Annotated in this window: 20 protein-coding genes; 14 read left to right on the top strand and 6 right to left on the bottom strand. The window is 65.8% G+C overall.

The features are described from left to right. Positions 1–31: 31 nt before the first annotated feature. From CH290_RS11455 to prcA, 3 genes are read left to right on the top strand one after another with little or no spacing between them, the layout of a single operon-like run. Positions 32–226: a ubiquitin-like protein Pup gene (locus tag CH290_RS11455; RefSeq protein WP_019666269.1), complete on the top strand. Its 195-nt coding sequence runs from the start codon at positions 32–34 to the stop codon at positions 224–226. After that, positions 223–1,122: a proteasome subunit beta gene (prcB, locus tag CH290_RS11450; protein WP_033189711.1), complete on the top strand. Its 900-nt coding sequence runs from the start codon at positions 223–225 to the stop codon at positions 1,120–1,122. Before CH290_RS11455 ends, prcB begins: the two co-directional genes overlap by 4 nt. After that, positions 1,119–1,910: a proteasome subunit alpha gene (gene prcA / locus CH290_RS11445; RefSeq protein WP_019666267.1), complete on the top strand. Its 792-nt coding sequence runs from the start codon at positions 1,119–1,121 to the stop codon at positions 1,908–1,910. Before prcB ends, prcA begins: the two co-directional genes overlap by 4 nt. Positions 1,911–2,063: 153 nt before the next feature. Here the strand turns inward: prcA and CH290_RS11440 are convergent, their stop codons facing one another. Beyond that, positions 2,064–3,533 carry a bifunctional phosphatase PAP2/diacylglycerol kinase family protein gene (locus tag CH290_RS11440; RefSeq protein ID WP_230595691.1) on the bottom strand — a complete coding sequence of 490 codons (1,470 nt, stop codon included), beginning with the start codon at positions 3,531–3,533 and terminating at the stop codon, positions 2,064–2,066. Between the two features lie 229 nt (positions 3,534–3,762). On the opposite strand from CH290_RS11440, the gene pafA reads away from it, so the two are divergent. From pafA to CH290_RS11405, 7 genes are all read left to right on the top strand, one after another. Beyond that, positions 3,763–5,121 (top strand): Pup--protein ligase, encoded by a 1,359-nt coding sequence (gene pafA / locus CH290_RS11435; protein ID WP_026347980.1) that lies wholly within the window; start codon positions 3,763–3,765, stop codon positions 5,119–5,121. A gap of 54 nt (positions 5,122–5,175) precedes the next feature. Then, entirely contained in the window at positions 5,176–6,165 is a 990-nt protein-coding gene (locus tag CH290_RS11430; RefSeq protein WP_033189713.1) for a helix-turn-helix transcriptional regulator, read from the top strand. Further along, positions 6,162–7,157 carry a helix-turn-helix transcriptional regulator gene (locus CH290_RS11425; RefSeq protein WP_020110067.1) on the top strand — a complete coding sequence of 332 codons (996 nt, stop codon included), beginning with the start codon at positions 6,162–6,164 and terminating at the stop codon, positions 7,155–7,157. Before CH290_RS11430 ends, CH290_RS11425 begins: the two co-directional genes overlap by 4 nt. 74 nt (positions 7,158–7,231) lie before the next feature. Next, the gene (tatA, locus tag CH290_RS11420; RefSeq protein WP_020110066.1) at positions 7,232–7,489 is read left to right on the top strand and encodes a Sec-independent protein translocase subunit TatA; all 258 of its coding nucleotides are present in this window, start codon (positions 7,232–7,234) and stop codon (positions 7,487–7,489) included. A 65-nt stretch (positions 7,490–7,554) separates the two neighbouring features. Next, on the top strand, positions 7,555–8,511 hold the full coding sequence (gene tatC, locus CH290_RS11415) for a twin-arginine translocase subunit TatC (protein WP_019666260.1): 957 nt from the start codon (positions 7,555–7,557) through the stop codon (positions 8,509–8,511). A 9-nt stretch (positions 8,512–8,520) separates the two neighbouring features. Then, positions 8,521–11,250 carry a DEAD/DEAH box helicase gene (locus CH290_RS11410; protein WP_020110065.1) on the top strand — a complete coding sequence of 910 codons (2,730 nt, stop codon included), beginning with the start codon at positions 8,521–8,523 and terminating at the stop codon, positions 11,248–11,250. 50 nt (positions 11,251–11,300) lie between these two features. Further along, positions 11,301–12,179, top strand: coding sequence for a DUF4333 domain-containing protein (locus CH290_RS11405; protein WP_033189714.1), 879 nt, complete (start codon positions 11,301–11,303; stop codon positions 12,177–12,179). 40 nt (positions 12,180–12,219) lie between these two features. Here CH290_RS11405 and CH290_RS11400 read toward each other — a convergent pair whose 3' ends face one another. Continuing rightward, on the bottom strand, positions 12,220–13,191 hold the full coding sequence (locus CH290_RS11400) for a 5'-3' exonuclease (RefSeq protein ID WP_019666257.1): 972 nt from the start codon (positions 13,189–13,191) through the stop codon (positions 12,220–12,222). Between the two features lie 29 nt (positions 13,192–13,220). On the opposite strand from CH290_RS11400, the gene CH290_RS11395 reads away from it, so the two are divergent. Next, positions 13,221–14,366: a M24 family metallopeptidase gene (locus CH290_RS11395; protein WP_033189715.1), complete on the top strand. Its 1,146-nt coding sequence runs from the start codon at positions 13,221–13,223 to the stop codon at positions 14,364–14,366. On the opposite strand, the gene CH290_RS11390 is transcribed toward CH290_RS11395, so the two are convergent. Beyond that, complete coding sequence (locus CH290_RS11390; RefSeq protein ID WP_020110062.1) at positions 14,344–14,760, bottom strand: PPOX class F420-dependent oxidoreductase; 417 nt, start codon at positions 14,758–14,760, stop codon at positions 14,344–14,346. The genes CH290_RS11395 and CH290_RS11390 overlap by 23 nt on opposite strands. A 23-nt stretch (positions 14,761–14,783) precedes the next feature. Here CH290_RS11390 and CH290_RS11385 point away from each other — a divergent pair, with 23 nt between their 5' ends. The 3 genes from CH290_RS11385 to CH290_RS11375 are packed head-to-tail and all read left to right on the top strand — an operon-like array spanning position 14,784 to position 17,511. Further along, positions 14,784–15,545 (top strand): SDR family NAD(P)-dependent oxidoreductase, encoded by a 762-nt coding sequence (locus tag CH290_RS11385; protein ID WP_033189716.1) that lies wholly within the window; start codon positions 14,784–14,786, stop codon positions 15,543–15,545. Further along, positions 15,542–16,765 carry a precorrin-6y C5,15-methyltransferase (decarboxylating) subunit CbiE gene (gene cbiE / locus CH290_RS11380; RefSeq protein ID WP_170947572.1) on the top strand — a complete coding sequence of 408 codons (1,224 nt, stop codon included), beginning with the start codon at positions 15,542–15,544 and terminating at the stop codon, positions 16,763–16,765. The genes CH290_RS11385 and cbiE overlap by 4 nt, the downstream gene beginning before the upstream one ends. Beyond that, on the top strand, positions 16,744–17,511 hold the full coding sequence (locus tag CH290_RS11375; protein WP_033189718.1) for a cobalt-precorrin-6A reductase: 768 nt from the start codon (positions 16,744–16,746) through the stop codon (positions 17,509–17,511). The genes cbiE and CH290_RS11375 overlap by 22 nt, the downstream gene beginning before the upstream one ends. Here CH290_RS11375 and cobJ read toward each other — a convergent pair. From cobJ to cobG, 3 genes are read right to left on the bottom strand one after another with little or no spacing between them, the layout of a single operon-like run. After that, entirely contained in the window at positions 17,502–19,016 is a 1,515-nt protein-coding gene (cobJ, locus tag CH290_RS11370) for a precorrin-3B C(17)-methyltransferase (RefSeq protein WP_033189719.1), read from the bottom strand. The two genes, CH290_RS11375 and cobJ, sit on opposite strands and share 10 nt — an antisense overlap. After that, entirely contained in the window at positions 19,013–19,639 is a 627-nt protein-coding gene (locus CH290_RS11365; protein ID WP_033189753.1) for a precorrin-8X methylmutase, read from the bottom strand. Before CH290_RS11365 ends, cobJ begins: the two co-directional genes overlap by 4 nt. 31 nt (positions 19,640–19,670) lie before the next feature. Beyond that, a complete protein-coding gene (gene cobG / locus CH290_RS11360; protein ID WP_026347978.1) occupies positions 19,671–20,843 on the bottom strand; it encodes a precorrin-3B synthase in 1,173 nt (390 codons plus the stop codon). Between the last annotated feature and the right edge of the window lie 8 nt (positions 20,844–20,851).

Here is a 20,851-nt window from a genome sequence, read left to right as displayed (position 1 = left end):
GTACTGCGATGACGTAAGGAGGTCGACGACTATGGCTCAGGAGCAGACACGACGCTCTGGCGGTGGTGACGGCGACGACGAGGTTCCCGGCGAGGCCGGTGGCGGTCAGGAACGACGCGAGAAGTTGGCCGAAGAGACCGACGACCTCCTCGACGAGATCGACGACGTGCTCGAGGAAAACGCCGAGGACTTCGTCCGCGCCTACGTTCAGAAGGGCGGCCAGTGACGGTGGATCGCAGCGCGAACCCCTCGGCGGCCGATTTTCTGCCGGCGTTCGGCTCGCATCACTCCTCGTTCACCGACCATCTGCGTGATCACGCCCCGCACCTCCTCCCCGAGAGCCGGATGCAGTTTTCCGGCGGTCTGGACGAGCGGGGCCCCACGAGCGACCGCGGAGGAAACCCGGTGCACTCGGACCTGGCACCGCACGGCACGACGATCGTGGCGGTGACGTACGCCGGTGGCGTGCTCATCGCCGGTGATCGCCGTGCCACGCAGGGCAATCTGATTGCCAACAGAGACATGCAGAAGGTGTTCGTCACGGATGAGTTCTCGGCGGCCGGCATCGCCGGAACGGCGGGTATCGCCATCGAACTCGTTCGTCTGTTCGCGGTCGAACTCGAGCATTACGAGAAGATCGAGGGCGTGCCGCTGACGTTCAACGGCAAGGCGAACAAGCTGTCGTCGATGGTGCGGAGCAACCTCGGCGCGGCAATGCAGGGTCTGGCCGCGGTGCCGTTGCTCGTCGGTTTCGACGTGGACATCGCAGATCCCGATCGCGCCGGTCGCATCGTGTCCTACGACGTCGTCGGCGGACGTTACGAAGAACGGTCGGGGTATCACGCGGTCGGGTCGGGTTCGCTGTTCGCGAAGTCGGCACTCAAGAAGCTCTACGCCCCCGGGCTGAGCGAGGACGACGCGTTGCGGGCGGCCGTGGAGTCGCTGTTCGACGCGGCGGACGACGACTCCGCGACGGGTGGACCTGACGTGACCCGCGGGATCTACCCGACCGCGGTGACCATCACCAGTGTCGGCGCCGACGAAGTGGCCGAGGATCGCATCTCGGCCGCAGCTCGCGCCGTCATCGCCGACCGCACGATCGAAGGGGGGACTGCGTCATGACCATGCCGTACTACGCGTCGGCCGAGCAGATCATGCGCGATCGCTCCGAGCTCGCGCGCAAGGGTATCGCCCGCGGTAGAAGCGTCATCGTGCTGTCCTTCGCGGACGGGGTGCTGTTCGTGGCGGAGAACCGGTCGTCGGCGCTGCACAAGGTGAGCGAACTCTACGACCGCCTCGGGTTCGCCGCGGTGGGGAAGTACAACGAGTTCGAGAACCTGCGCAAGGCAGGCATCCTCCACGCGGACACCAAGGGTTACACCTACGACAGGCGCGACGTGACGGGTCGATCTCTGGCGAAGACGTACGCTCAGGCGCTCGGAACCATCTTCACCGAACAGCTCAAGCCGTACGAGGTGGAGATCTGCGTCGCCGAGGTGTCCCATTCCGACGAACCGGTCGCCAGCCAGCTCTACCGGATCACCTACGACGGATCGATCGTCGACGAGCAGGACTTCGTCGTCATGGGTGGCACCACCGAGCCGATCGTCACCGCCCTCAAGGAGTCCTACCGCACCGGGCTCGACTTGGCCTCGGCTGTGAAGATCTCGGTTGCCGCACTCGAGGCGGGCGCAGCACCGGCTGCGTCGCCGGCGGGACAGGGCGGCACGGAGCCGGAGAAGAAGGTGCTCGAGGTCAGCGCCCTCGAGGTCGCCGTGCTGGATCAGGGACGGCCCCGGCGCGCGTTCAGGCGCATCGCCGGAGCTGCGCTGCAGGACATGCTTCCTCGGCGCGACGCCGCCGACCAGGAACCCACGCCCGGGCAGCCGGGAGTGGAGCCCGCGGAATGACCTGAGTAGAGCCGGGAGTGGAGCCCGCGGAATGACCTGAGTAGAGCCGGGAGTGGAGCCCGCGGAATGACCTGAGTAGAGCCGGGAGTGGAGCCAGCGGAATGACCTGAGTAGCGCCCTGCCTTCATCTTCGGGAGCCTGCGGCCTCGTGTTCTATCGATCTCGGTAGAGCGCGAGGCCGTTCTCGTCGACGCCGAATTCGAATGTGCGACCGTCTGCGGTGACTTCGCCGTCGGTGGCGAGTGCGACTTCGGGGCCTTCGACGGCGACCTTCAGCGAATGAACCGACGAGTGGACGTAGGTCGACGACGATCCGAGCGTTCCGGTGAGTGCCGCCAGAACGAGCCGGGTACGAGACAGGAACGGAGTCGACGGCAGATACCTCAGGTCCAGCGTGCCGGAACCTATCGAGGGCCTGGACATCGGAACCCGGTCCGTGGGCGCGTACTGGCCGTTCCCGACGAACAGCATCCACACTGCCTGCCGACGGCCGTCCAACTCGATCTGCATCGGCTGGGCGCGGCCGAGTACTCGTACCATCGCGACGGCAGCAGCAGGCCATTTACCGATGCGGTCCTGCAGCTTCTCCCGCAGCCGCACGGAGTCCGGGTATCCGCCGAACGTCGCAGTGTTGACGAACGAGATCCGATCCCGGCCGTCGACGACGACGTGGGCGAGATCGACACGATCGGCGGTTCCGTTCTCGATGCTGCGTGCGGTGGCGGCGACATCGGCGACCCCGGCGTCGTGAGCGAAATGGTTGAGAGTTCCTCCCGGGAACACCGCGAGTGGGAGGTCGTGCCGCACGGCGGATTCCGCGACGCTGACGATTGTCCCGTCCCCGCCGCACACGCCGAGTGCCGTGGGCGACGTCGCGGCGATACGCTCCTCGAGTTGCGTGGTGAAGTCCCCGTCGGTGTCGGGCCGGAACAGGTCGGCGTCCGGCAACAAGCGTCGGATGTCGTCCTCTATCGTGTCGTCGGAACCGGATCCGGGGTTGATCATGATCAGCATGTTCTTGCCGCGCGGAAGCTGCGGCGCCGCAACGGATCTGCCGAGCTCGGCAGGTTCTTCCGTGCGTACGGCCCACCACCGCCGCGTCGACAACGCAATTCCGGCACCGAGAGCGGCACCGGCGACCACATCCGTCGGCCAGTGAACTCCGGTGTGCACCCGTGAATAGCACACCGCCGCGGCCACCGGCGCCAAAGCAGCTGCAGCGAGCGGAGATTCGAGCGCCACGCCGGTGACGAACGCAGCCGCCGACGCCGAATGGCCGGAAGGGAAAGAAGACGACACAGGCGGTGACAACACTCGACGGACGAAAGGGGTCCGCTCGAAACCAGGACGGCTACGGGGAAACGCAGGCTTGAGGACACCGTTCGCCAATGCACTCGCTGCCGCCACGGCCAACAACCCGCGTACCGCGCCGCGACGAGTCGGACCCCGCTTGCTCGCCAACACTCCCGACGCGGCGATCCACAAGCCACTGTGGTTCGCCGCAGTGCTGAGGTTTCGGAGAATCGGATCGGCGACGGATGCACGACTGGCTGCGGTTCGGTCGAACAATCTGACATCCCAGGCGTGGATGCGATCGGGCAAGGAGGGGGATGTCTCGGTCACCACCCCAGCCTAGAGCCGGTCGTTCCTGCCGGCTCCACTCCCGGCTCACTGGGTCGTTCCTGCCGGCTCCACTCCCGCCCTGCCAGGTCGTTCCTGCCGGCTCCACTCCCGCCCTGCCAGGTTGTTCCTGCCGGCTCCACTCCTGCCAGACAGCCCGCGGAAACCGACACAATTTCACCGTGCGTCGTTCGGACGCTCCATCGGCGCGTCTGCGTTGTACTGTCGAAGTGTGCAGCGACGAATCATGGGCATCGAGACCGAGTTCGGTGTCACCTGTACCTTTCACGGGCACAGGCGGCTGAGCCCGGACGAGGTGGCCCGCTACCTCTTCCGCCGGGTCGTGTCGTGGGGCCGTAGCTCCAACGTGTTCCTCCGTAACGGTGCGCGCCTGTACCTCGATGTCGGGTCGCATCCCGAGTACGCGACGGCCGAGTGCGACAGTCTGCTGCAGTTGGTCACTCACGACAGGGCCGGTGAACGAGTCCTCGAGGACCTGCTGATCGACGCCGAGCAGCGGCTTGCCGAGGAAGGTATCGGCGGGGACATCTATCTGTTCAAGAACAACACCGACTCGGCCGGCAATTCCTACGGCTGCCACGAGAACTACCTGGTCCAGCGAGCGGGAGAGTTCTCGCGGATTTCGGATGTGCTGCTGCCGTTCCTCGTCACTCGCCAGCTCATCTGCGGCGCCGGGAAGATTCTGCAGACGCCCAAAGCCGCCACCTTCTGCCTGTCGCAGCGCGCCGAACACATCTGGGAAGGTGTGTCGTCGGCGACCACCCGGTCACGTCCCATCATCAACACGCGCGACGAACCGCATGCGGACGCCGAGAAGTACCGCCGGTTGCACGTCATCGTCGGTGATTCCAACATGGCCGAGACAACCACGATGCTCAAGGTCGGTACGGCCGCTCTCGTGCTCGAGATGATCGAGGCCGGGGTCTCCTTCAGGGACTTCGCGCTGGACAACCCCATCCGCGCGATCCGCGAGGTCAGTCACGATCTGACCGGTCGACGGCCGGTTCGCCTCGCCGGCGGACGGCAGGCCAGTGCACTCGAGATTCAGCGTGAGTACTACGCCAGGGCGGTCGAACATCTGAAGACGCGCGAGCCCAACACTCAGATCGAGCAGGTCGTGGACCTGTGGGGTAGGACTCTGGACGCGGTCGAAGCCCAGGATTTCGCCAAGGTGGACACCGAGATCGACTGGGTCATCAAGCGAAAGTTGTTCCAGCGCTACCAGGATCGGTACTCGATGGAGTTGTCCGACCCGAAGATCGCGCAGCTCGATCTGGCCTATCACGACATCAAACGGGGTCGCGGGGTGTTCGACCTGCTCCAGCGCAAGGGTCTTGCGAAGAGGTTGACCGAGGACGAGCAGATCGACGAGGCTGTCGATCTGCCTCCCCAGACGACACGCGCAAAGCTCCGCGGGGAATTCATCACCGCCGCGCAGGATGCGGGCCGCGATTTCACGGTCGACTGGGTTCACTTGAAGCTCAACGACCAGGCTCAACGCACCGTTCTGTGCAAGGACCCGTTCCGCTCCGTCGACGAGCGAGTGGAGCGGTTGATCGCGTCGATGTAATGGTCGCAGGCGCGCGATGCGACCGAAGCGACTCGGACGGTTAGGGTTCTTGGGGTGGCGATCACCAAAGTCGAACGATTGATGAATCTCGTCATCTGTCTGTTGTCGACACGTCAGTTCGTGACGGCCGAACGGATCAGGGACAGCGTCGCGGGTTACGGAGACTCGGGCAGCGACGAAGCCTTCAGTCGGATGTTCGAGCGTGACAAGAACGAACTCCGTGACCTCGGCGTACCCCTCGAGACCGGGATCTCTGCCGGGACGTTCGGCGTCGAAGGCTATCGAATCAACCGTGATGCCTACGAGCTCCCGGAGATAGATCTCTCGCGCGAGGAAGCGGCTGCGGTCGCGGTCGCGGTGCAGTTGTGGGAATCTCCGGAATTGACCTCCGCGGCGCAGAGCGCGTTGGTCAAGCTGCGCGCCGCCGGAATCCAGGTCGATCAGGAAGACTCGGCGGCGTCGGTGACGGCGGTTCCGGCTCGTACCCGCGGATCTGAACCTGCCCTCGGCGCTCTGCTCGCGGCAATCGACGCGGGCCGGTCGGTGAAGTTCCAGCACCGCAGCTCGGCAACGGATCCGTACACGACCCGCACCGTCGAACCGTGGGGTGTGGTCACGTTTCGGGGCCGGTGGTATCTGGTCGGACACGACGTCGATCGCAACGACACCAGGACGTTCAGGTTGTCGCGTATCGGCGACGACGTCACGACGTTCGGTCGGGCGGGAAGTATCCGCAAACCCGACGACGTGGACGTTCAGTCCATTGTCGCGCGCGTGGCCGGAACCGCCGAGGTCAACGGAACTGCGACGGTGTGGGTAGCCGAGGGTGGAGCGGTGGAGCTCCGCCGGATGGGGACGGCAGTGGAGGATCGCATGATCGGTGGACGTCCCGGGTCGGTGATCCGGATTCCCGTCCGTTCGTGGGAGTGGGTCGCCCGGTCGATCGCCGGACACGGGTCCGACGCGGTGGTGCTCGAACCCGCCGAGCTTCGATCGGATGTCATCGCGACCCTTCGTTCGGTTGTTCCGGCGGTCGGGCGATGAGCGCGAGACTGTCGGTCCGGCTGGCGCGGCTGCTGAACATGGTTCCGTTCTTCCTCGCCAATCCAGGCCTGAGCGCCGAGGAAGCTGCGCGCGAGCTCGGTGTGTCCACGTCGACGCTGATGACCGATCTGAACCAGCTCTGGATGTGCGGGCTGCCCGGTTACGGGCCGGGTGATCTGATCGATCTGTCGTTCTCCGAGGAGAGCATCGAAGTCACGTTCTCGGCGGGTATCGACCGCCCTCTGCGACTGACGTCCACCGAGGCGACGGCGTTGCTCGTGGCGTTGCGGTCGCTCACGTCGATGCCGGGCATGGTCGACCCGAGCGCGGCCCAGAGCGCCATCGCCAAGATCGAGCAGGCCGCCGGTTCGGCGAGCGCGAACGTTCCGGGAAACGTCAGCGCCGAACCCGCGGACGACCGTCCCGAGAGCCCGATCGCGACCGCTGTCCGCTCCGCTCTGCGCAGCAAGCACGCTCTGGAACTGACGTATTACTCCGCGTCGCGTGACGCCGTGTCCGAGCGCGTCGTGGATCCGATCCGAACGGTGTCGATCGACGATCACAGTTACCTGCAGGCGTGGTGCCGCAGCGCGGAAGGTGTGCGTCTGTTCCGGTTGGACCGCATCGATCGGGCCGTGGAACTCGAGGTGCCGTCGACACCGCCGGAGGGAGCGAACGAGGACGACAGCTTCGAGATATTCAACGACGACGCGTCCCTGCCTCAGGCGCGACTGCGCGTACTGCCGAGTCACGCGTGGATTCTGGACTATTACCCGATGACTCTGGTGGACACCGAGGACGACGGATCGCTCGTGGTGACGATGAGATTTGCGACACCCGCGTGGATGACGCGTCTTACGCTGGGGTTCGGCGAAGGCGTGCAGGTCCTGGGTCCGCCGGAACTTCGGCGTAGCGTCGAGAACAGGGCCGCCGAGGCGTTGGCGGCGTACGACGACGTCATGTCGGGAAAGTCCGGTGTGAACGCACCGTAAACGTACGGCGACGAGGGAGTCCACGTGGCGAAACGTCGGGTAGGCTCGAGTCATCTGATCTTGGGAGGTAGAACATGGGAGCCATGAGCCCGTGGCACTGGGCCATCGTTGCTTTGGTGGTCGTCATTCTGTTCGGTTCGAAGAAGCTGCCCGACGCAGCACGCGGTCTCGGTCGCTCGCTCCGGATCTTCAAGAGTGAAGTCAAGGAAATGCAGAACGACGGCAAGTCCGATACGCCGGCAACACCAGCGCCGAATCGGATCGACTCGCAGGCCAGCGATATTCACGCCACAGGCAGCGTGACGTCGCAGCCGGACTCCAAGTCCGCCTGACGCGACATCGTGGTAAACCGGGGTGCTGACCAGCACCCCGGTTCACTGCTGAGCGAAGACAGAGTATGCGAATTCCGTTCGATCCGAGGCGCAGCAAGCGCCGTTTGAATCCCGACGGCACCATGTCGTTGGTCGATCATCTCTACGAGTTGCGCACGCGACTCATGTGGTCGCTTCTCGCCATGGCAGTCACCACGGCCTTCGGCTTCTTCTGGTACTCCCACACGATTCTCGGTATCGAGAGTCTCGGCGATCTTCTTCGCGGCCCGTACTGCTCGCTCGATCCGAGTCTTCGAGCGGACCTCAGCGGCAACACGAGCGGTGTCGACGAGTGTCGGTTGCTCGCGACCGGTCCGTTCGACCAGTTCCTGTTGCGGTTCAAAGTCGCATTCACGGCGGGCGTCGTGCTCGCTTGCCCCGTCTGGCTGTATCAGATCTGGGCGTTCGTCACGCCTGGCCTCTACAAGCAGGAGCGTCGCTACGCGGTCTCGTTCGTGACCTCCGCTGCCATCCTGTTCGTCGGCGGAGCCGTGCTGGCGTACTTCATCGTCTCCAAGGGCCTGCACTTCTTGCTGTCCATCGGTGACAACGTGCAGATAACGGCGCTGAGCGGCGCCCAGTACTTCGGCTTCGTCATCAATCTGCTGATCATCTTCGGCGTGAGCTTCGAAATCCCGTTGCTCGTCGTGGCCTTGAATTTCGTCGGTGTACTCACGTACGAGCGCCTCAAGGCGTGGCGACGCGGACTCATCATGGGTCTGTTCGTGTTCGCGGCGATCGCGACACCCGGCCAGGATCCGTTCTCGATGCTTGCCCTGGCTCTTGCACTCACGCTGCTGTTCGAGATGGCGGTGCAAGTAGCGCGCATTCACGACAAGCGTAAATTGCGGAAGAGAAAAGATGATTGGGGTGATGTATCCGATGACGAAGCATCGTCGATCGAGTCCGCTGGTCCGCTTGCATCCCCGATTTCGGTCACTCCTCCGAAGCAACCCGAGCGGGATTTCACCGACACGATCTGACGTGATCGTGTGACGGTGTCGACGTCCGAACTGCAGCGATTCGCGGGGCACCTCGATTTTCCGTTGGATCGTTTCCAGGTGGACGCGTGCACCGCGCTGGAATCCGGGCACGGGGTCCTGGTCTGTGCTCCGACGGGCGCGGGCAAGACGATCATCGGCGAGTTCGCCGTCCACCTTGCGCTTGCCGCAGGTCGAAAGTGCTTCTACACCACACCGATCAAGGCGCTGAGCAACCAGAAGTTCGCCGAACTCACTGCCCGCTACGGACGTGACACGGTCGGTCTGCTCACGGGCGACTCCAGTGTGAACGCCGATGCCCCCATCGTGGTGATGACCACCGAGGTCCTGCGGAACATGCTGTACGCGTCGTCGGATGCGTTGCGTGGCCTCTCGCACGTCGTGATGGACGAAGTTCATTACCTCGCCGACCGTTTTCGTGGCGCAGTGTGGGAGGAAGTGATCCTGCACCTGTCGCAGGATGTACGGCTGGTCAGTCTGTCCGCGACCGTCAGCAACGCCGAGGAGTTCGGCGCGTGGATGGAGACCGTCCGCGGCGACACCACCGTGGTGGTCGACGAGAACAGGCCGGTTCCGCTGTCTCAGCACATCATGGTGGGGAGGCGGCTGTTCGATCTGTTCGACAGCCGGGCCCAGAGCGGAGAAGGATCGGCACGGCTCGTCGTCGACAAGGACCTCGTTCGCTACGTGAAACAGCGTCAATCGCTCGACCACGTCGATCGATGGCAACCACCGCACGGCAGGGGACGAGGCCGTGGCCGCGCCGGCGGTTCCAGCATGGCCAATCGTCCGCTCCCGCGTCCGGAGGTCATCTCCAAGCTCGACGAGGAAGGACTTCTGCCTGCGATCACGTTCATCTTCAGCCGGGCCGGATGCGACGGTGCGTTGACGCAGTGCCTTCGGTCCCGGTTGGTGTTGACCACGCCTGAGCAGGCCGAGGAGATTCGCTACATCGTCGACAAACACACCGCCGAGCTGCCGAGGGAGGATCTCGAGGTTCTCGGATACTGGGAGTGGCGTGAAGCCCTCGAGCGCGGCCTCGCGGCCCATCACGCGGGCATGCTGCCGGTGTTCCGCCACACGGTGGAGGAACTGTTCGTCAAGGGCCTGGTTCGCGCCGTGTTCGCGACCGAGACCCTTGCCCTCGGCATCAACATGCCTGCGCGCACCGTGGTCCTCGAGAAACTGGTCAAGTACAACGGTGAATCTCACGCGGAGTTGACCCCGGGGGAGTACACCCAGCTCACCGGCCGTGCCGGTCGACGCGGAATCGACGTGGAAGGACACGCTGTCGTGCTGTGGCAGCCGGGAACCGAGCCGACGGAGGTCGCCGGTCTCGCATCCACCCGTACGTTCCCGCTGCGCAGTTCGTTCCGCCCGGGATACAACATGTCGATCAATCTGATCGAGCAGTTCGGTGCCGCCGAATCGCGGACGCTGCTGGAACGGTCGTTCGCACAGTTCCAGGCAGATCGATCGGTCGTCGGTCTGGTCCGTGGGATCGACCGCAACGGCAAGACCCTCGCAGGACTGTTGGAACGGCTCGGCGGCGTCGACGGCGAGTATTTCGAGTACGCGAAACTGCGGGAGCGACTCACCGAGCGTGAGCGGCTGCTCGAGCGTCAGGGCAGGCAGGACCGGCGAGATCAGGCGGTCGAGTCACTGCTCGAGCTCAAACGAGGCGACGTCGTCTCGGTTCCCAGCGGTAAGCGCGCCGGATTGGCCGTGGTGTTGGAATCCGACGACGACCGGGTCGATCCCCGACCGCTGGTGTTGACCGAAGATGCGTGGGCCGGACGATTGTCGGCGGCGGACTTCCCGTCAGCCGCGTACGCACTCGGTCGTATGCGCCTGCCGAAGTTCATCGACCACCGCACTGCTCGCACGCGGCGCGACCTGTCGGCGGCATTGCGGTCGACAGGCATCTCGGCTCCGTCGGATCGGCGTCGGCGCAAGTCGACGGCAGCAGACGACAGTGAACTCGCCACGCTCCGTAGAAGTCTTCGATCGCATCCGGTTCACTCGCGCTCGGACCGGGACGAGCTCGGCCGCGTCGGTGAGCGCTACAACAAGCTGGCTCGTGACACCGAATCGATGCGTCAGAAAGTCTCCGCAACAACCAATTCGCTCGCGCGAACCTTCGACCGCATTCTGGCTCTCCTCGCGGAGCGCGACTACATCACCTCCGGTGCGGCGCCCACGGTGACCGAACACGGGGCGCGGCTCGGCCGTATCTACTCCGAGTCGGACCTGCTGGTGTCCGAGTGTCTGAGACAGGGTCTCTGGACCGGGCTCGCGCCGGCCGAACTGGCTGCGGTGGTGTCGGCCGTGGTGTTCGAGTCCCGTCAGGAGGTCGGCGACACCGTTCCTCAGGGCCCGACCGGGCCGATCCGTCATGCGCTGGGCGAGACGGTCCGCGTGTGGGGCGAGTTGCGGTCCGACGAGATTCGGCACAAGCTGCCGCAGACCCGCGAACCGGACATGGGATTCGTGAAGGCGGTCTACCGCTGGGCAAGCAATCACACGCTCGCCGACGCGTTGATGGCTGCGGGCGATCGCGGAAAAGCACTGTCGGGCGGCGACTTCGTTCGGTGGTGTCGACAGGTGATCGACCTGCTGGATCAGGTCCGGCTGGCGTCGCCGGATCCCGCGTTGTCGAAGGCGGCGGCGCGGGCGATCGCGGCGTTGCGCCGAGGAGTCGTAGCAGTCGACGCTGCGTAACCGTGTCCGATATGGTTGCTGCCGGTCAATCGAATTCACGTGGAGGCGAGATGAGCGGCCCGTACGGTCCGAACAACCCCGATGATCAGTGGTCGCGCGATCAAGGAAAGCCGGAGAGTGCCACCCCGGACACCGAGCAGTGGGGCCGGTCCCAGGACGGCGGAGCCTCGTCGGCGTACCCGACTCAGGCTTATCCGGACGCGTCGGGCTCGAATCAACAGGGTTCGCAGGGTTCGCAGGGTTCGCAGGGACAGTATCCGCAGCAGGCGTACGGGCAGTACGGATACCCGCAGGGGCAGTACCCGGGCCAGCCGTACGCCCAGCAGCCGGGTCAGCAGCCGGGGTATCCCGGTCAGCCTGCTCAGCCGGGCCAGTATCCAGGCCAGACCAACACCCAGTACCCAGGCCAGCAGTACGGCCAGCCGGGGCAGTATCCAGGCCAGCCGTACGGTCAGCCCGGTCAGCCGAATGCCCAATATCCGGGCCAACCGTACGGTCAGCAGCCTGGCCAGCAGCCCGGTCAGTATCCGGGACAGCCGCAGTGGGGGCAGGGGCAATACCCCGGTCAGCCGCAGGGACCGGGCAATCAGTGGAATTCTGCCCAGCAGACACCCGGCGGTACCAAGTCGAAAACGCCGTACTTCGTGATCGGTGGTCTGGTCGCTGCCATCGTCGTGATCGGTGGAGCCGCGTTGGCATTCGGAGGTTCCAAAAATCTCGATCCCGCAGCTGCCGAATCCGGTGTCGAGGACATCGTGACCGGTACCTACGGTGCATCGTCCGTCAGCAACGTCTCGTGCCCCGACGGCAAGAAGATCGAGAAGGGAGCATCGTTCGAATGCTCTCTTCAGGTGGACGGTTTCGAGCGCACGGTGACGTTGACGTTCACCGATGACGACGGCACCTACGAGGTCTCCCGCCCGCGTTGACGTCGAACGCCCGTCACGACCCGTGGGCCGGCCGCCGCATTCAGGACCCGTGGACCGACAGGGCTGCGGTGAGTCGGCCCACGGCGTTCTCGATTCCCAGTCGAGCGGCGAGTTCGGCCAGCTTGTCCGCGTCGGCGGGGACGGCCGGTATGACGTCGGACCTGGAGAGCACCACATCGGCGTCGCGGACGACACGGACCACCGGTAGCGCCGCATCGAGGTAGTCGGCAGCCGCGGCGAGTTTGGCCCGCACGCCCTGCGCCATGTCCGACGACGGGTCGAGAGCAGCGTCGCGCAGCGCAGCCACCGAGCCGTACCGGAGCATGAGCGTGGACGCAGTTTTCTCGCCGACACCTTTGACTCCGGGCAGACCGTCCGAGCTGTCCCCGCGCAGCAGAGCAAGCTCGGCGTAGGCGTCGCCTGCTCGATCCGCGGGCACTCCGTACTTCTCGGCCACCTCGGCGGGACCGAACAGTTCGGCTTTCGCCAGACCACGTCCCACGTAGAGGACTTTCACCTGATTGGGTTCGTCGGCTGCGACCTGAAGTAGATCCCGGTCTCCGCTGACGACCACGACAGGGTCGGTGCGCTCGCGCGCGGCGAGGGTACCCAGGACATCGTCCGCCTCCAGGCCCTCAGCGCCTGCAGTCGCAATGCCTGCTGCAGCGAGCACCTCCATGATCAGATCCACCTGGGGCGACAGGCTGTCCGGCACTTCCTCGCTCTCCGGTGTGCCCGGTGCAGCCTCGGCGACGCGATGAGCTTTGTACGACGGCACGAGGTCGACGCGGAACTGCGGTCGCCAATTCAGATCGAGGCAGACCGCGAGGCGACTCGGCTCGGTGCGGGCCATCAGCGCCGACACCATGTCGACGAATCCACGCACGGCGTTCACCGGTGTGCCGTCGGGTGCTGTAATCGATTCGGGCAGAGCGTAGTAAGCGCGAAACCACAGGCTGGCTCCGTCGAGAAGGAGCAGCGGCGACGATCCAGGGGCGGTCATGTGGATCATCTTGCCAAAACGTCGATAGCCTGTAGATCATGAGTTCCACTTCCGCACAGTCCCCAGCCAGATTCCCGTCGGAGACCTACGCGTCGCGACTTGCACGTGCCGCCGAATTCGCCTCCGAGGCCGGACTCGACGCACTGCTGATCTCGCCGGGGCCGGACCTTCGGTACCTGCTCGGCTCACAGGCGAGTTCGTTCGAGCGTCTGCTCTGCCTCGTCGTGCCGTCGAGTGGTGCTACGCCGACGGTGGTGGTTCCGAGGATGGAGCTCGCCGCACTGAAGGACTCGGCCGTGGCCGACCTCGGGCTCGAACTCGCCGATTGGGTGGATGGTACGAGTCCGTACGACATCATCGCGGCGGCACTGCCCGAGGGCGCCACCACCGCAGTCGACGACGCGATGCCGGCGCTGCACTTCGTGCCCGTCGCCAACCGACTCGGTGTCGTACCGGTTCTGGCCACGGACGTTCTGCGTCGACTCCGGATGGTCAAGGACGAGGCGGAGATCGACGCATTACGTCGAGCAGGCCAGGCCATCGACCGAGTCCATGCACGGATGGGGGATTTCCTGAAGGTCGGCCGCACCGAAGCCGACATCGCGGAGGATATCGCCGCCGCCATCCTGGAGGAGGGCCACACCGAAGCGGCCTTCATCATCGTCGGGTCCGGTCCGCACGGCGCCGATCCGCATCACGAGGTGTCCGATCGCGTGATCGAGGCAGGCGACGTCGTGGTCATCGACATCGGCGGGCCCGTGGCGCCGGGATACAACTCCGACTCGACTCGCACCTACGTCCTCGGCGATCCCCCCGAGGACGTCGCGGCGCAGTACGCCGTGCTCGAGCGAGCACAACAGGCCGCCGTGGATCGGGTGCGTCCCGGTGTCTCGGCCGAGTCCGTCGATGCCGCAGCCCGGGAAGTCCTGACCGCGGAGGGCCTGGGCGAGGCGTTCCTGCACCGCACCGGTCACGGAATCGGCTTGTCCGTGCACGAGGAGCCCTACATCGTGTCCGGCAACGACATCGAACTCACCGAGGGAATGGCGTTCAGCGTCGAACCGGGAATCTACTTCCGCGGACAGTGGGGAGCCCGGATCGAGGACATCGTGATCGTCACCGCCGACGGGTGCGAGTCGGTCAACCTCCGCCCGCACGGACTCACGGTGCTGCCGGTGTCGTGAGCAGCGACCGCGACCCGAGCACACGTCGAACCGAAATTCGAATGACCACGCGTTCGGGATTCTCCCGGGGAACCCGGTACCGCACCGCGTAGCGGTTCTCGGCGTCGACCACGTCGTCGCGGTCGGTCAACACCTCCGAGGTGCCCTCCAGTGTCAACCACCGAGGGCCGTCGATCTGACTGACGGCAGCGTATCCGCCGCGGGAGGCGTTCAGTGCTTTCTGCGTCGCGCGTCCGGTGATGACTCGGGCGAACCCGCCGTCGGGATCCCAGGTGAATCCGACGGCGACCACGTGCGGAGTGCCGTCGCTGCGCAAGGTGGTCAGCGTTGCGAGATGGCGTTCGGTGAGGAACTCCACGGCGTCGGGTGTCAAGGATGCGGGGGTGGTGACCATGATGCACACGGTAATCGGCCACAATGACCGTCGTGACGACCACTGCACCCGAAGGCACGGTTCTCGTTCTCGGCGGACGTAGCGAGATCGGACTCGAGCTCGCCACGCGTCTGGCGTCCGGCCGGACCGTCGTGCTTGCCGCACGCCGGAGCAACGACCTGACCGAACAGGTGGACGCGGTCGTGGCCGCAGGTGCGACCACCGTGGCGACGGTCGAGTTCGACGCCGACGACCTCGGGTCGCACGGCGCCGTGCTCGAGTCGGTCGTTGCCGAGCACGGGCCCCTGTCCACCGTCGTGTTGGCGTTCGGCATCCTCGGCGATCAAGCACGTGCCGAGAAGGATGCTGCTCATGCAGCGGCGATTCTGCACACCGACTTCGTTGCACAGGCCGCCGTGTTGACCCGGATCGCCACTGTCCTGCGCGCTCAGGGCACCGGCCGGATCGTCGTGTTCTCCTCCATCGCGGGAGTGCGTGTGCGCAAGGCGAACTACGTGTACGGATCGGCCAAAGCCGGTCTCGACGGATTCGCGACGGGCTTGTCCGACGCTCTTCGAGGGTCGGGTGTCAGCCTGCTGCTCGTTCGCCCCGGTTTCGTCGTCGGTTCGATGACGAAGGGTATGACTCCCGCCCCGTTCTCGAGCACACCCGCACAGGTCGCCGACGCGGTGGCCGCGGCTCTGGGTGCCGGGAAGTCGAGGGTGTGGATTCCCGGCATCCTCGCGCCGATCTACTTCGCCGTCCGATTCGTTCCACAGTGGTTGTGGCGGAAGGCCCCTCGATGACCTCGCCGCAGGCGCAGCCCATCTCCGTCGTCGGAATCGGGGCCGACGGGTGGGCCGGACTCTCCGAGTCGGCACGGGTGATCGTCACGGAGGCCGATGTCGTGTTCGGATCGAGGCGCCAGCTCGACTCGACTCCGGTTCCGCCCGAGAAGGCGCGCCGGTGGCCGACTCCGCTCGTCCCGAGTCTGCGTACCTCGTTCGCGGAGTGGCACGGCCGAAGAATCTGCGTGCTCGCGAGCGGCGACCCGATGTTCCACGGAATCGGGGTGACGCTCGCCCGCGAATTCGGGGCCGCGAGATTGCATGTCGTTCCCGCTCCGTCCTCGGTGTCGCTCGCCTGCGCCAGGCTCGGTTGGGCGATGCACGAGGTGGTCACCGTCAATCTCGTCAACACGGCGCCGAGCACTCTCGTCGCGGCGCTGGCGGACCGTGCACGCATCGTCGTCCTGTCGCGCGATCAGGACACGCCGGCAGCCGTGGCCGAAAAGCTGTGTGAGGCCGGCTATCCTGCGTCGTCGATGACCGTACTCGAGCAACTGGGTGGGCCGTCCGAGCACTCGGTGGCGGGTGAGGCCGGCTCGTGGAACCACCCGGCAGGAGATCCGCTGAACGTCGTCGCGATCGACTGCGTCGCCGACGACCGGTCGGGCCGGCTCACCCGAGTTCCGGGTCTGCCCGACGACGCCTACTCCGGCGACGGCCAGCTGACCAAAGCCGAGGTCCGAGCCTTGACCGTGAGTGCACTCGCGCCCGCGCCCGGTGAGCTGCTGTGGGACGTCGGGGGCGGCTCGGGTTCCATCTCCATCGAGTGGATGCGGACGCACCCGCGTTGTCGAGCAACGACTTTCGAATCCATTGACGCCAGACGAGCGCAGATCGACGCCAACGCGTCGGCGTTGGGAGTGCCGAGCCTTCGAGTACTCGGACGTGCACCTGCTGCGTTCGAAGAGGTACCCGACGACGTACCCGACGCCGTGTTCATCGGTGGCGGCCTGACCAGCGACGCCATGGTCGACGTCTGTTGGGAGCGACTTCGCGTGGGCGGGCGACTGGTTGCCAATGCGGTCACCGCCGAGTCGGAATCGCTGGTTCTTGACTGTGTTTCGAAGTTCGGCGGTTCCCTGCGCAGATTCCAGATCTACCGGGCCGAGGCGCTGGGATCGTTCACCGGCTGGAGGCCCCACATGCCCGTCACGCAATGGACAGCCGTCAAACGGTGAAGATCCTTCTGCTGGGCGGAACTTCGGAGGCTCGTTCGCTCGCCGCTGAGGTCCACGGCGATCCGTGCCTCGACGTCGTCTCGTCCTTGGCGGGACGTGTGCACGAGCCACAGCTGCCGGTCGGTTCGGCTCGGGTCGGAGGTTTCGGAGGTCCGGCAGGATTGACGCAGTGGCTCGAACACGAATGCGTCGACGTCGTCGTGGACGCGACGCACCCGTTCGCGACGTCGATGTCGTCCAACGCGCGCGAGGCCTCGCGCGCCACCGGTACACCGCTCGTCCGGCTCGTGCGCCCTGCCTGGACGCCGTCGGCGGACGACCGGTGGATCGGTGTCGGATCGATCTCGGAGGCTGCCGAGGCAGTCGAACGCTTGTCCCGTCGGTCGTTTCTGACGATCGGACGACAGAACGTCGATGCGTTCGCGTGGATCGAGCGCACCTGGTTCCTCGTCCGGAGCATCGATCCGCCCATCGGCGCACTACCGCCGCATCACGAGGTGCTGCTCGCGCGCGGACCCTTCGCGGAGGCCGACGAAATCGAGTTGATGAGGGCGCATCGCATCGACACGATGGTCACGAAGAACAGCGGTGGAGCGATGACGGACGCAAAGTTGGCCGCAGCCCGTCGCCTGGGTGTCCCCGTCGTGATGATCGACCGACCTCGGGAAGCGGGGGCGGATTTCACTGCAGACTCCGTCGGAGCCGTCGTGGAGTGGCTTCGGGGCCACCACGTACGTCAGGGGTAACGACGAGAGGTGAACACCTGCCGGCCCGCGCCGGTCTCGACGACGTGCGTCTGCGAGGAGCCGACGATGAGCAGGCATCTCATGTCGACCTCGCTCGGGTCGAGGTCGACCAGTTCGACGACGCGAACCGACTCTTCGTCGCTGCCTACCGCACGCCCGATGACGACGGGAGTCTGCGGGCTGCGGTGTTCCAACAGCAGGTCTCGCATCTTCTCGACCTGCCACGTCCTGGACTTCGACGCCGGGTTGTAGACGGCGATGACCATGTCGGCGGCCGCTGCAGCAGTGATCCTGTTCGCGACCACGTCCCACGGTTTGAGGCGGTCGGACAGCGAGATGACCGCATAGTCGTGTCCGAGCGGCGCGCCCACCCGGCTCGCGACTGCATTCGCCGCTGTCATGCCGGGGACCACCCGTACCGGAACATCGGCCCACTGCGGTTCGGCCGCTACTTCGATCACCGCCGACGCCATGGCGAACACCCCGGGGTCACCGGACGAGACGACCACCACGCGCTTGCCTCGCTTGGCGAGATCGAGCGCGAACGCGGCACGCTCGGACTCCACTTTGTTGTCACTCGCGTGCCGAATCTGACCGGGTCCGAGCCTTACTCGGTTCAAGTACGTGACGTATCCGACGAGGTCGGTGGCGCGGGCGAGTTCTCGACGCACCTCCTCGGTCGTCCAGCAGTCCGCGCCCGGACCGAGTCCGACCACGGTTACCTCACCGACTGCACCGACCTCGACCTTCCCGTCCGCGGGTGTGGGGAACACGGCGTTGTTGGCCGGGCTCGGCACGACGACCATCGAGAAGTAGGGAACTGCCGACGGGTCGACGTCCGCGGCGTTCGAGACGCGTTGGCCCTCCGTGCTCGCGCGTTCGACGTATCTTGCTTCGTCCAACCTGCCCGCGTCCGTCAGCGCCTGCACGACAGTGGGGAAGGTGCGGCCGAGCTTCATGATCGCTGCGGCGTCGGTGGCCGCCAACCGCCGCGTCAATTCGTCCACGGGCAAGGTTCCGGGTAGAACCGTGAACACCTCGTCACGTTCGACGAGGGGAGTCTTGAGCGCTGCAGATGCCGCACTGACCGACGTCACGCCGGGTATCACCTCGACGTCGAAACGGCCGACGAGTCGTTTGTGCATGTGCATGTAGGAGCTGTAGAACAGCGGATCGCCTTCGGCGAGCAACGCGACGTCGCGACCGGCAGCGAGGTGGGCTGCCAATCGAGCCGCGGCCTCCTCGTAGAACTCGTCGATCGCACCCTGATATCCGCCCGGATGATCGGTGGTCTCCGTCGTGACCGGATACACCAGGTGCTCCTCGATCTGACCGTCACGCATGTAGGGTGCCGCGACGCCTCGTGAAATGCTTCGGCCGTGACGCGCGCTGTGGAACGCGATCACGTCGGCCGCCTCGATGACGCGGGCGGCCTTGACGGTGACGAGTTCCGAGTCGCCCGGGCCGATTCCGACACCCCACAGCTTGCCTGCAGCGACGCTCATTCTTCCTCGCTCGCAATGGCATTGACCGCTGCAGCGGTGATCGCACTTCCTCCACGGCGGCCACGGACGACGAGATACTCCACACCCAGTCCGGATGCGATGAGGTCCTCTTTCGATTCGGCTGCGCCGATGAAACCGACCGGGCCTCCGACGATGGCGGCGGGCGCGGGGGCACCGGCGGCGAGCATCTCCATCAGATGGAACAGTGCGGTCGGGGCGTTGCCGATCGCGACGACGGCGCCGTCGAGTCGGTCTCCCCACAACTCCAGTGCCGCTGCGGTCCTGGTGGTCCCCAGCTTGTCCGCGAGGTCGCGAACCCGCGGGTCGGACAGCGTGCAGAGGACCTCGTTGTCCGCGGGCAACCTCCGACGGGTGACACCCGCGGCGACCATGTTGGCATCGCACAGAATCGGGGCGCCGGACTTCAACGCTGCGCGCGCATCGTGGACGACGTTCGGCGTGGCGCCGATGACCTCGGTCAGATCGACCTCGCCGCTCGCGTGGATCATCCGCACGACGACCTGCGCGATGTCCGCGGAGAACGCCGACAGATCCGCCTCGGCCCTGATGGTTGCAAAGGACTGTCGGTAGATCTCCGCACCGTCGCGGATGTAGTCGTGCATGGCGTTCACGATAGGTCAGGCCGGTGAGCGGTCAGGACACCCGGTATCCGGTCGGTCCGGCGACGACGTTCAGTACATCTCCCTTCGGCGCCCCGCACCGGCGGTCGCATCCGGACCAGTGCTGTCGGCGTCCGCGAAGGACCGTGCCTGCGCCGATCGCGTCGGTGAGATCTGCGCGTACGTCGGCATTCGACTTCTCGCACCCGGGGGAGCCGGTGCAGGCACTGGCGTCGATCCAGGGTGAGTTCTCGTCGAAGATCAGACCCATGGGTGCGAGAACACGCACCACGGTGTCGGCCACGTCCTCGTCCAGATCGCACACCACCACGCTGCGCCACGGGGTGAGCACCAACGGTCTGTCGATCGCCGCCAGGAACTCGGCGAGTCGGCCGTCCAACAGACCGAGGGCGAGCACTCCGCCGAGAGCTACCCGGCCGTCGTTCTGCGGTAGCCAGCCGACGGGGGGAGTCGACGACGTCCCCACCTCGAGGCGGCTCTCCGTGGTCGGAGTCGAGCCGAGGGCCGCAAGCACTCGTTCGGGTCCGTCGTAGAGCTCGCTCAGCCGCCATTCGGAGGTTCGCAGGTCCACGAACGCCTGAGCGGACGCCAGCAGTACGTCGACGACATCGCTTTCGGCAATGCGAACACCCGTGTCCCGACCCGCAAGAACCAGCGCGTACCGAGTCCTCTCGTCCGCTGGATCGTCGGAAAGGTGATGTTCGGGGGATACGGCCGTTGCCGCGAAATCCGGGCGCGCCGTCAGAACGTCGCCTCGGCCGTCGTCCAGCGCGAACAGTGTGCGGCCCGGAAGTTCGGCCAGTGCCGGCCGCGCACACAGGGCGGCGTCGAGTCGGCCGATCGAGTCGCGTACGTCTGCGATTCCCCCGACTCGACCGGTCAGTGGCGATGCGAGGATGTTGCGTACTCGTTCGTGCGTCGGTGACGGCAACAGGCCTGCGTCGGACAGCCGACGTGCAAGCTCGTCTCCGTCGGACACAGCGCGAAATTGAACATTGCCTCTCGACGTCAACTCCATCGAACCGTTGCCCAGCTCGGTCGCAGCGCCGGAGAGAACGAGCATCTGCGCCGGAGTGACCACTCCGCCCGGTAGACGCACGCGAGCCAGCGAGCCGTCGGCAGCCTGGTGCATGGACAGGGCGCCCGGGCACTTGTCCGGGACGGCTCGGGGATCGGTCGAACTCACTTCTTCAG

Origin of the sequence: Rhodococcus sp. 06-156-4, assembly GCF_002259345.1 — a bacterium.
In the GTDB taxonomy this organism is placed as follows: domain Bacteria; phylum Actinomycetota; class Actinomycetes; order Mycobacteriales; family Mycobacteriaceae; genus Rhodococcoides; species Rhodococcoides fascians_E.
Note: the sequence above shows the minus strand (reverse complement) of the source record. Positions and strands in the feature narration are given on the sequence as shown.